9 protein-coding genes are annotated in these 11,850 nt (G+C 42.2%); 6 read left to right on the top strand and 3 right to left on the bottom strand.

Features of this window, described 5'->3' with window-relative positions; translation table 11 throughout:
• Positions 1-3: 3 nt before the first annotated feature.
• Entirely contained in the window at positions 4-1,674 is a 1,671-nt protein-coding gene (locus KA717_36200) for an NAD+ synthase (protein UXE64890.1), read from the top strand.
• A gap of 22 nt (positions 1,675-1,696) precedes the next feature.
• Here the strand turns inward: KA717_36200 and KA717_36205 are convergent, their stop codons facing one another.
• The gene (locus tag KA717_36205; protein UXE60847.1) at positions 1,697-2,065 is read right to left on the bottom strand and encodes a hypothetical protein; all 369 of its coding nucleotides are present in this window, start codon (positions 2,063-2,065) and stop codon (positions 1,697-1,699) included.
• 337 nt (positions 2,066-2,402) lie between these two features.
• Between KA717_36205 and fabG the strand changes: the two genes are divergently transcribed.
• The 4 genes from fabG to KA717_36225 all read left to right on the top strand — a co-directional run bounded on the left by fabG (position 2,403) and on the right by KA717_36225 (position 7,737).
• Positions 2,403-3,146 (top strand): 3-oxoacyl-[acyl-carrier-protein] reductase, encoded by a 744-nt coding sequence (gene fabG / locus KA717_36210; protein ID UXE60848.1) that lies wholly within the window; start codon positions 2,403-2,405, stop codon positions 3,144-3,146.
• Between the two features lie 251 nt (positions 3,147-3,397).
• The gene (locus KA717_36215) at positions 3,398-4,006 is read left to right on the top strand and encodes an IS607 family transposase (GenBank protein UXE60849.1); all 609 of its coding nucleotides are present in this window, start codon (positions 3,398-3,400) and stop codon (positions 4,004-4,006) included.
• 20 nt (positions 4,007-4,026) lie between these two features.
• A complete protein-coding gene (locus KA717_36220; GenBank protein UXE60850.1) occupies positions 4,027-5,520 on the top strand; it encodes a transposase in 1,494 nt (497 codons plus the stop codon).
• Positions 5,521-5,610: 90 nt separating this feature from the next.
• The gene (locus KA717_36225; GenBank protein UXE60851.1) at positions 5,611-7,737 is read left to right on the top strand and encodes a tetratricopeptide repeat protein; all 2,127 of its coding nucleotides are present in this window, start codon (positions 5,611-5,613) and stop codon (positions 7,735-7,737) included.
• 50 nt (positions 7,738-7,787) lie between these two features.
• Here the strand turns inward: KA717_36225 and KA717_36230 are convergent, their stop codons facing one another.
• The gene (locus KA717_36230) at positions 7,788-8,684 is read right to left on the bottom strand and encodes a CoA-binding protein (protein UXE60852.1); all 897 of its coding nucleotides are present in this window, start codon (positions 8,682-8,684) and stop codon (positions 7,788-7,790) included.
• 44 nt (positions 8,685-8,728) lie between these two features.
• Positions 8,729-9,937, bottom strand: coding sequence for an acetate--CoA ligase family protein (locus KA717_36235; GenBank protein ID UXE60853.1), 1,209 nt, complete (start codon positions 9,935-9,937; stop codon positions 8,729-8,731).
• 621 nt (positions 9,938-10,558) lie between these two features.
• Between KA717_36235 and iscB the strand changes: the two genes are divergently transcribed.
• The gene (iscB, locus tag KA717_36240) at positions 10,559-11,836 is read left to right on the top strand and encodes an RNA-guided endonuclease IscB (protein ID UXE60854.1); all 1,278 of its coding nucleotides are present in this window, start codon (positions 10,559-10,561) and stop codon (positions 11,834-11,836) included.
• The last annotated feature ends 14 nt before the right edge of the window (positions 11,837-11,850 follow it).

Here is an 11,850-nt window from a genome sequence, read left to right on the forward strand (position 1 = left end):
TTAATCATGAAAATTGCGATCGCTCAACTTAATCCAATCATTGGAGATCTCGTCGGCAATAGTCAACACATTTTAGTAGCGGCTCAAAAAGCGAGGGAACAAGGAGCCGATCTATTATTAACACCGGAATTATCTCTCAGTGGCTATCCACCAAAAGATCTCTTGCTCAATCCTAGTTTTATTGCTGCCCTGGATCATAACTTACAGCAATTAAGCCAAAAACTTCCTTCACAATTAAGGGTTTTAGTGGGAACTGTCACGCCCAATCCCCAAGCAGAAAATCGTGGTGAAAAACCTTTATTTAATAGCGTTGCTTTGTTGGAAAAAGGAGAAGTTAAGCAAATTTTTCATAAGCGTTTATTACCAACTTACGATGTTTTTGATGAGGATCGCTATTTTGAATCAGGTAAGTCTAGTAAACTGTTTGAATGGGGGAATATTCGGCTAGGGGTGACAATCTGCGAAGATCTTTGGAATGATGAAGATTTCTGGGGAAAACGTTCCTATGCAGTCAATCCGATCACCGAATTGGTGAATCAAGGAGCCAATCTGATTGTTAATTTATCGGCCTCTCCCTACCGTTTACAGAAACAGCCCTTACGGGAATCTCTCTTAGCCCACATGGTTGATCGCTATCAGGTTCCGATCATTTATGTTAATCAAGTCGGAGGCAATGATGATTTGATCTTTGATGGTAATAGTTTTGCCCTCAATCAATCTGGAAAAATGGTCTTTAGAGCCGCCGCCTTTCAGGAAGATTTAGCTTATCTAGAATGGTCAGACAGCCAAAAAGATCTATTACCCAGTGCAATACAAACCTTACCGAAAACAGAAGAGGCAGAACTCTTTGAAGCCCTGGTTCTTGGCGTTCAAGATTATGCTCGTAAATGTGGTTTTTGCCAAGCTATTTTAGGCTTAAGTGGTGGCATTGATTCTTCTTTGGTGGCAGTGATCGCCGTTGCTGCCTTGGGGGCCAAAAATGTGCTAGGAATTTTAATGCCGTCTCCCTACAGTTCTGATCATTCCCTTGATGATGCCCAGGCTTTAGTGGAGAATTTAGGCATGAAGAGTGAAACCATTACCATTGGCCCTTTAATGACGATCTATGATCAGCAATTATCTCCTCTATTTGCCGGAACTGATTTTGGTATTGCCGAAGAAAATTTACAGTCTCGCATTCGCGGTAATTTACTAATGGCGATCGCTAATAAGTTTGGCCATTTGCTACTTTCAACAGGCAATAAATCGGAAATGGCGGTGGGATATTGTACGCTCTATGGAGATATGAATGGCGGATTAGCCGTCATCGCCGATCTACCAAAAACACGGGTTTTTTCTCTGTGCCACTGGTTAAATCAGGAAAGAGAAATCATTCCGAATAATGTATTAATTAAACCGCCTAGTGCTGAACTCAAACCCGGTCAATTGGATCAGGATTCTTTGCCACCCTACGATATCCTCGATGCAATTTTAGATTTACTTATTCATCACCATCAATCGGCGGAGCAAATGATTCAGGCGGGTTACGAAGCCACAACGGTTCATAAAATTTGTCGGTTAGTCAGTCGGGCTGAATTTAAGCGGAAACAGGCAGCACCAGTATTAAAAGTAACGGATCGGGCCTTTGGGACAGGTTGGCGAATGCCGATCGCTGGACGATGGTTTGATTTGTGATCCTTGCTAATCTAGAAACGAACTAGACCAATGACGGAACAGAGAGAGTTAAAGTCTTTTGTTTCAGTCTTCTGGTATTTTTGTGAGCATTAGTGTTGACCCTGGACTCAAATGTTGGCAACTTACGTTCTTGATAGCGTAGAAGAGAGGATTGGAGCGTATTTTTAGACACCCGTTCTCCCGTGACTTGAGTCAGCGATCGCCAGAGTTTTGCACCGACTTGCTTGATGTAGTCGTAGGTATAATCCGTTGCCAGGGAAATATCTAGATAGGGTTTTTCTTCCCAAGCACAATGAAAAATATCTAATTCCAAGGGGGTTAAATCTTTCCTCAATAGGGATTCAATCAGTTGCAGTCCTTCTTCTTTGCTCATACAAGTTTTTATTAACATTTGATATTGGGTTGTTTTTTAGGGGTAGTTTTAAAGTTAAGTCTCGTAAGTCTCGATGTATGCTGGGTAAGCACTGCTGTTCTTTAATTTGTGCCTATTGAAGTTAAACAGTATTCTCATAAATGCGTTTGTTTTTATCTAGCCACAATTTCTAATAATTCTCAATCTGAAAAAGTCTGGAAAAGTCTGGAAAAAGTTAGATCTAGTTTTGAATCCAAATGCAAAAGTATTTGTTTGAAGGTTGTTTAAAGCAACAGGATGCCAGAGAAAAGTTCACTCAAAGGGGCCGAGCAACCTAGAATAGGCAATTGAGATAAACCTTGGAGGGAAAGTATTTATGATCGCCTTATCAGAACAAGTTGCGATTGTCACGGGGGCTTCGCGGGGGATTGGTCGAGCAACGGCTTTGGCTTTAGCGGCAACGGGGGTCAAGGTTGTGGTTAACTACGCTCAATCTAGTGCGGCGGCAGATTCGGTAGTACAAGAAATTCAACAGGACGGTGGAACGGCGATCGCGGTTAAAGCCGATGTTTCTAAGAGTGAAGAAGTCGAGAACTTAATTCAGCAAACCCAGGAACAGTGGGGCAGAGTCGATATTTTGGTCAATAATGCGGGAATTACCCGTGATAATTTGCTATTACGAATGAAATTAGAAGATTGGCAAGCAGTCATTGATTTGAATTTAACAGGCGTTTTTCTGACCACCAAGGTCGTGTCCAAACTAATGCTCAAACAAAAAAGCGGCAGAATTATCAATATCACTTCCGTCGCGGGATTAATGGGAAATCCTGGTCAAGCCAACTATAGTGCGGCCAAAGCGGGCGTAATTGGTTTTACAAAAACCGTTGCTAAAGAGTTAGCCAGTCGCGGTGTAACCGTTAATGCTGTTGCCCCTGGCTTTATTGCCACAGATATGACCCACGATCTGAAAGCCGATGAAATTTTGAAATTTATTCCCCTGGCCCGTTACGGTCAACCGGAAGAAGTGGCTGGCATGATTCGTTTTTTGGCGATCGATCCTGCTGCTGCTTATATTACGGGTCAAGTATTTAACGTGGATGGTGGTATGGTAATGGCTTAAAAAGTCTGTTTTTAGCTGTTAAATGATCGAAGATGACAAGTCAGGGAGAACAATAGAATTTCCTTGGCGGGATCACCGCTAGCAATTTTGATCGCACTGCCTGGAAACTGACGTTGAGACTGAAGCAATTTTTGTTCAGCTTGTTGAAATGATCAGTGGAAAAACGATGAGGACGGGCAGGATTTTCCTGATTGTCAGCACACCTAATCATTGAATAACGAAGTATAATGGGGTCAAATAGGATAAATCAAATGAAGTACCTAACCCCAACCCAAGTTTATCAAAAGTATGGTTATCACCCAAGAACAACATCTGACTGGGCAGATCAAGGGAAAATCCCTTGTATTCGTTCTCCTGGTGGGCATCGCAGATACCCTGAATCGGCATTCGAGGAGTCGATCTCTATCGAGAAAGAACGGGTCTTGTATGCTCGCGTAAGTACGAGAACACAAGTCAACGATCTTGAAACTCAGATTGGCTTTTTGGGGAATGCTTACCCAGAGACAAGGGTTGTCAAGGACATTGCCAGTGGAATGAACTGGAAAAGAAAAGGTTTCTTGAAGCTAATGACTCAAGTATCAAAAGGAGAGATAGGCGAAATTGTTGTTGGACATAAAGACCGACTTTGCCGATTTGGATTTGATTTTGTGGAATGGTTCTGCCATCTTCACGATTGCAAAATCACGGTAATCAACAACAGTAAACTATCTCCTCAAGAAGAATTGATGCACGATTTTATGAGCATAATGCACTGTTTTAGTTCCAAACTTTACTTTCTTAGTGCTTACCAGAAAAAAATTGAGGATGAACAAAATATATCTACAATCGATCCAACAACTAAGCAATGTGAATCGTTATAATCAAAAAGGAGGTTAACTCAATGAAACGCAAGGTAAAAGGTCAACTGACGGTAACTAGGATTGCTATTCTAGGAACTCAAGAACTGAATAAGTGGAAGTCGGAAGAACTGGATACCATCGCGCTTCGATTGGGTCAACTTCGTTGTAACCTCTGGAATGAATTTGGTTCATTAAAAGCATGGGGAATCTCTAAGTTTGAAATTGACAAACAATTACGTCCCTTCCGTGAAAAATATGATCTGCCAGCCAAATTGTGGGATTCAACCCTTTATGACGTAATAGACAACATTCACCTTGTACAGGCTTCCTGTGTTCAGAAGGTGATAAAAGCTCTAGGGCAATCCTATCAAACGTTTCACTCCCAAAAAGGAGTATTACAGTTAACCCTAGAAAGTCGTGATTGGCTTAATCACCCTAAGTTATGCTCTCTTGTTCGTAAATATTGGCATCGTGGTCATACAAGGGTTAATAATCAAATTATCCTCAGAGCTTTTGATACACAATTCGATGAAAATGGAGTGGTCTGGCTTCGTTTTGGTGGACTTGAAAAGGGAAAAGCCATAAAAGTTCCGACTACATTACCTCACGAAGTTACCTGTCAGTTACGCTTGATTAAACGGGCTGATAGATGGGAAATTCATTACACAACTAATATTCAAAAGTCCGAACTTAAAACAGAAGGTTTAACCATCGGTTGCGATAGGGGTTATACGGAAGTTTATGCCACTTCTTCTAACGATGGTGCTAGACTTTTAGGTAATAATTTTGGTTCCTTGCAAACGAAAGAAACCGATTATCGTACAGCCAAAAAAGTTAAGCGCAACAAATTAAAATCTGTTGCCGATAAAGCAATCCAAAAAGGGGATACCGCCAAAGCGGATAGGATTAATCGTAACAACTTGGGTAAACAGAAATGGGATAAACGAGAGTCCCGTTTCAAGGGGCAGATTAAAACCCTTGTTTTTACCGCTACCCATCAACTCATGCAAAATGCGATTAAGGTAGCCGTTGAAGATTTAACAGAGCAAATTCGCAACAAAAAACCAAGAACAAAACGGATGAAAAGAAACGTTTCTTCTTGGTGTAAAGGCGTGGTCGCCGATGCTCTTAATCAGGTTTCAACTCGCGTAGGTTGCGCGATTGTTGCTGTTAACAGTGCCTATACGTCACAACTCGATTCTCGGTTCGGGACTCTCACAGGGACTCGTTCAGGGGAGCGGTTTATCGGACATGATGGGGTCGTATTACACTCTGATATCAACGCTGCTGACAACATTCTAGCAAGACTGGGAGACGTTGAAATCCCCCGTTTTCTTAGCTATAAAAAGGCAAAGGAAATATTGTTAGAACGGACTCGGAAGTTTCTGGATAGCTTGACTCCTATGCAGGGTCAACTATTCGAGGCGAAAACGGACAAAGGCAAGTCCCAGACCCTAGAACCAAGGAGACGCAAGCCTCCATCGGTCAATCAGGGAGCGAATATAAAGCAGTTGACGCTGTTTAACTTCGGTTGACTCCGTTTTCTGTGTGCCTCTATAAAGTTAATTGCTTCTATATTTCATGACCGACTTCTCAAAGACTGAAGGGTAATTGGAGAAGGTATTTTGACCATTCCTATGATAAAGCATTTAATTTGTACTAAGACCGATCAACAAATTATCCTTAAAGAACTGATCGCGTCCAGTGGCGAAGGTGAAGTTTGGAGAACCGAAAATCCTGCCATTTTAGCGAAGATTTATCATTCACCGACCTTACAACGACAAGAAAAATTAAAGGTAATGGTGAAATATCCGCCTCAAGATCCCAATCAACACCGTCGTTGTATTTCCTTTGCCTGGCCCGAATCTCTGTTAGCCGATCGCAGTGGTATAATTGTTGGTTTTTTAATGCCAGCTATTCACGGTGCAAAAGAACTGATTGAAGTTTATAATCCTAGTCGTCGAAAGAAAAATGGCTTAACCGTTGATTGGTATTTTCTTCACACAGCAGCCCACAATATTGCCTCGATTATTCATGCTATCCATGAAGCTAATTATGTGTTAGGTGATATTAAGCCCCAAAATATTTTAATTAATAATCAAGCCATTCCCTCTATTATTGACACAGATTCTTTTCAAGTCACCAATCCTCGTAATGGTCAAATCTACCGTTGTTTAGTGGGATCGGAAGGGTTTACGCCCCCAGAACTGCTGGGTAAAGATTTCGCGCTACTGAACCAGACTGAAGTTCAAGATCGCTTCCGTTTAGGGGTTATTATTTACTATCTATTATTTGGTTCCCATCCTTTCCAAGGTAAATGGATTGGTACGGGTGATGCACTAGAATTAAGTGATTTGATTCGTCAGGGATATTGGGTATTTGGCCATCAAAGTTTAATTAAACCGTCCCGTTTAACCATTGCCCTTTCGACAGTGCATCCAGCCCTCAAAGATTGTTTTATACAATGTTTTAGTAAAGGTTATGACAATCCGCGATCGCGGCCCACAGCCAAAGAATGGCAAGATTCTCTACGATTAGCCATTAATTCTTTAACTATCTGCAATCAAGCCCAAAATCACTATTACCATCAAGATAATGCCACTTGTTATTGGTGCGATCGGGCGATTAAACTTAAAACCGATATTTTTGGCAAGGCCCTCCGCCCCTCAGTACCGCTATCTCCTCAATTAGAAAAATCAGTAGCGAGTATTTTACCCTCCTCTCAACCTCAGGTTGTGCGGATGCCCTATGGTCAATCTAATTATCAAGTATTGACCCATAGTCAGGCTTTTTTGCGAAGAAAATTTAACAGAAATACTTTTTTAATTGTAGGCAATCTTTCACTGCTAGGAAGTATTTTAATTTCCGTATTTCTCTTTCAAGAATTTCCGACACCCAGTCATTCTATTGTCAGCTATCGTCTCCCCGTTCAAGAAGCAAAAATTGTACCAAGTCAAAGTGCTTCAGTCTATAATCAGCGTGGTTATATCCGCTATGCTCAGGGAGATGATCTGGGCGCGATCGCTGACTTTAATCAAGCTATCAAGCTAAACCCCCAATTAGCAGAGGCTTACTATAATCGCAGTCTAGCTAAAAGCAATCTGGGTTATGAACAAGCGGCTAAACAAGATTGGAATCAAGCTATGCTTCTCGATCCTCAATTGGCCGCTAATTACCATAGTCCTCTACTGCCAGACACAGAGGAGAATAAAGACTCTAATCCGGTTGCGGCTCTCCGTCCTATGCCAACAGACAGTATCGACATGGCCGAACCAGTCGAGAATTTTTCTGACCTTAACCTTAATGCGTCCCGTCCTTCAGCCAATCAACCGACTCCCAAACCGTCAAATTTTCCACAAGACGAGATGTCTTTTTTGTTTGAGAACACAGATTTGAAGATTCCTGAAGACTTGCCGAAGCCAACTGTCTCAGTGCTAACAAAACCAGCCTCTCCTACTAAAATCGGGAATAAATCGTCCAAGGAGAGCAGAAACCGTGCTCAAATCTTAGCGAATAAGATTGAAGCCTATAGTGCTAAGGACATGAAAACTGAGGATATAGACTATCAAGATATCAATGTAAATCTGGCTTTATCTTTCTACCAACAGGGAATTTTTTATAAAAATTTAGGCATCAATTCAGAAGCCCTCAGAAATCTAGAAGAGGCCTCTTTATTGTTACAAAAGGATGGCAATAAAGATATTGCTAAAGAGGTTGAAACCATGATTCGCAATCTCAAAAAAACAAAGTGATATTTCCGTTAATTTTCCTTGACTACACCGGCTAAATTTTCTTGCATAGTTCAAGTTGGCTCTGTTAACACTGCTTCTAAATAATCGGCAATGTCCCAGGGTCGTTGGGCTACAGGAATCTCTGCTTCTTTAAAGACCATGATCGTTTTTTGAGTACTACTCGCTTCAGGTACGGTATGAGATAACTGATTAGCAATAATCGTTAAGGAGTCGCTGAAATGCTTGTTAAGGGTTGCCTGGTATCCAGGCAGATAAGCAATGACCGGTTTTTCGATCGCCGAGGCAATATAGTCAGCGGCCCGGCTTTCCCCCTCACGATTGGGTTGACCGAGCAGCAAGATCGCTTCCGTCTGATCATCTTCTTCCAAAACCTGTAGCCATTGTTCAAAGTTGGAACCAATCAAGTCATCAGTGCCAATACTGACCACTAGGGATTGACCAAAACCCCGTCGGGTTAATTGTTGGGCAATATCATCGGTTAAGGTATCGCAGTGACTAATGATGCCGATGGGGCCGGGTCGATAATAGTCTGGATTGAGAGTGCCCACACAAAACTGATCGGGAATTAAGACTCCTTGACTCCCAGATCCTAAGATAAAAGTTCCGGTTTCTTCAGCTTTACGCAGTAACTGGATCATATCGAGGGGAGGAACACCAGCAGAGATAATCACCAATTGACGGATGCCGGCGGCGATCGCCTCTAGAGAAGCATCCAAGACTCGATAGGGAGGGTTGAGAATAACACTCATATCCACTGCCCCAACTCCAGCGATCGCCTCTTCAATCAAATCAAAAACGGGAAGATCGGCAATCTTTTCTCCTCCATGACCTGCGCTCACCCCTGCCACCAGTTGGGTTCCATAGCGTCGCATTTGTTCAATATAAATTGCACTGAGAGGATGATGTACTCCCTGAAGCAAAACTTTACTCTGAGTTTGCCATTTCATAAAAAGATTACAAGATTAATACAGAAGTAGGGCGAAGAACAAATTCAATCCGTGGGAAAAGGCTCTAAACAATCCAGGGTTTTAGCGATCGCCGGTTCAAGATCCGTAAATCCATAGAACAGGGGCGGGTGAGTTTGAGCTTGTAAAATCTCTAAATTTCCCTGGGCTAACCTAAGTACAATAGGAATTTGGTCGGCAGCAGGAGAATGACGGGAATGAAGGGCTCTTTCCTGAACCGTTCCCGTAGCTCGAATGGTTCTTTCTTCACTATTTAAAATTTTGACACTGGGTAATTGAGGATTTAACTGGTGATGGAGCCAAGCGGCGATCATCTCGGAGGTGGCGGCACAGCCAAAATAATTAATTAAAATGACCTGAAGCTCTGCCATCTTCCGCAATTGTTTTATGGCCCCTTCCAATTGTTGAATTAAGGACACTTGAGGATGGGATTCCTCTAAAATGGCGGCTCCGACTAGCTTACCCTCCGCTTCACTCAACAGATCCCAGCTACTCAGTGCTAATCCATAGCTGTTACAAATCAAGCCAATTTTTGCGTTAGCGTCCCCTTTCAACCAAGAAAAACCCGAATCTTCCTGATATTTGGTTAGCTTTTGTAAATCAGGATGACGGGCGATCGCACTATCATTAACCGCAATTTTGCCGTCCAGGGCCATCACTGCCCCATCAGCATTCACACCTAAAGGATTAATTTCAATTAAATCTAAATCTTTGCTAGTAAAGAGACAATACATTTTTTCAATAATATCACTCACGGCTGGCACTAATTCCCCCTTCAACCCCATTTTTATTGCCAAACGACGGGCATGAAACAGGGAAAATTCCTCGGTCAAAACTACCTGCTCCATATATTGCAGAAGCGTATCCACCTCCATTCCGCCTTTACTGGAACCGAGTAGTACGGGACATTGACGCTGGTAGTCTAAAACGATCGCCAGAAAAAATTCCAATTGGCTATCATAACGGGCTTCTGCTAAAACGACTTCTGGATATTCCCCAGAAATAGGAAGATGAAAAATGGCCGTTGCCGCCGCGATCGCATCAATCGTATTTTCCACAAACCGAACACCACCAGCTTTGCCTCGCCCACCGGCCCGTACCTGGGACTTCAGAACAACGGGATAGGGAATTTGTAGTCTTTTCAGTTCTCCGGTATTGTGAATTGTCTGAGATGGCAGAATCGGAATGCCAATCTGTTGGAACAGTTCTTTGGCTTGATATTCTAATAAATCCATTGGTTAAGAGGTTGTCCGTCGTAATTCGTCATCAATCGTAATTAGAGTTTAGGCACCAATCATACTGAGCAAGATTAAAAACTGAATATTACTGATATTCATAATTCTACCGTCTCCTTGAGAACACATAATGAAAATCAAGACTTGGGATAGACCTAAAGACGAGGAAAATTAATTGCAAATTATGGTTGAGTCGTGATCATCAGCATCCGTTCTAAGGAGGCCATCTGACGATAACCTGCATTGTTAAGCAGTGTATCAAAACGACCCAATTCTGTCATACTTTTTGGGACGACTTAGGAAACCTGTGACAAATCACTCCTATCTATGCTAACAACTAGGACAGTAGCTTGATATTGGCAATACTGAATTGCGATTAGGAAACAGTCAGCACCCCCGACTGAAGTACGGGGGCTTCGTGCCTCTAACTTCAGTTAGCTGACCAGGTTAAGTCCTTCGAGGACTACGTTTTTTGAGTCATAACACCGACGAATGCGTAGCCAGTTTGTCGCTGTGTTGTTGAAAGTTAAACATCTTTACGGGGTTAAGGAAGTGCTTTCAGCCTAACAAGCTCTTAAAACATTACCGAGGCTAACATTACCCAAGAAATTGGAGTTATCTATGTCTAATGATGTTTTTGTTATTGATACCGATAAACAGCCTTGTAATCCAGTGCATCCTGCTCAAGCACGATTGTTACTGAATCAGAAAAAAGCTGCTGTATTTCTTCGGTATCCCTTCACCATTATTCTCAAGGAGAAGCAAGAAGATGTAGAAGTCAATTCGTTGACTCTTAAAATCGACCCAGGCTCTCAAGCAACAGGGATTGCTATTCTCAATGGAGAAGATGTCATTTGGGGAGCCGAATTATCTCACCGAGGACAACAAATCAAGTCCGACTTAGATTCCCGTCGCGCTATTCGTCGTAATCGCCGAAATCGTAAAACTCGCTATCGTCCTGCTCGATTCCTTAATCGGAAAAAGGAAAAGGGATGGTTAACTCCCAGTCTCCAACATCGAGTAGATACCACGCTAACCTTGGTCAAGAAATTGATTCGTTACTGTCCTGTCACTAGCATTGTTCAGGAGTTGGTTCGATTCGATTTACAGAAAATGGAAAACCGTGAAATCTCTGGTATTGAATACCAACAAGGAGAGTTACAGGGTTACGAAGTGCGGGAATATCTCTTGGAAAAATGGAACCGTCAATGCGCCTATTGTGGAGCAAAGAACATCCCTCTCCAAGTTGAGCATATTCAACCCAAGGCGAAGGGCGGAACTAATCGCATTTCCAATCTTTGTTTAGCCTGTGAACCCTGTAATATTGGCAAGGGAACTCAGGATATCAAAGACTTTCTTTCAGGAAAACCTGATGTCTTGAAACGAGTATTGAGTCAGGCAAAGTCTCCTTTAAAGGATGCCGCCGCCGTTAATTCGACCCGTTGGGCTTTATTTAATGCCTTAAAGATCACTGGATTACCTGTTTCTACGGGATCTGGTGGACAAACTAAGTTTAATCGCACTCGATTAAAATTAACTAAAGCTCATTGGATTGATGCCGCTTGTGTAGGAACGATTGATTCTTTACGGATTGTCACCAAGCAGCCTTTATTGATTAAGGCAACAGGACATGGATGCCGTCAAATGTGTCGCACCGATAAATTTGGCTTCCCATCTCGTTATGTCCCTCGCCTTAAGTTTATTAAAGGATTTCAGACAGGTGACATTGTTAAGGCAATCGTAACTTCTGGAAAGAAAATCGGAACTTACGTTGGACGAGTTGCTGTTCGTTCTAGTGGTAGTTTCAATATTTCAACATCCTCACAGCTAATACAAGGAATTGGGCATAAATACTGTCGGGCAATTCATCGTAAAGATGGTTACTCCTATAGTTTTTAACCCATATTTTACGG

Source organism: Woronichinia naegeliana WA131, assembly GCA_025370055.1.
In the GTDB taxonomy this organism is placed as follows: Bacteria; Cyanobacteriota; Cyanobacteriia; order Cyanobacteriales; family Microcystaceae; genus Woronichinia; species Woronichinia naegeliana.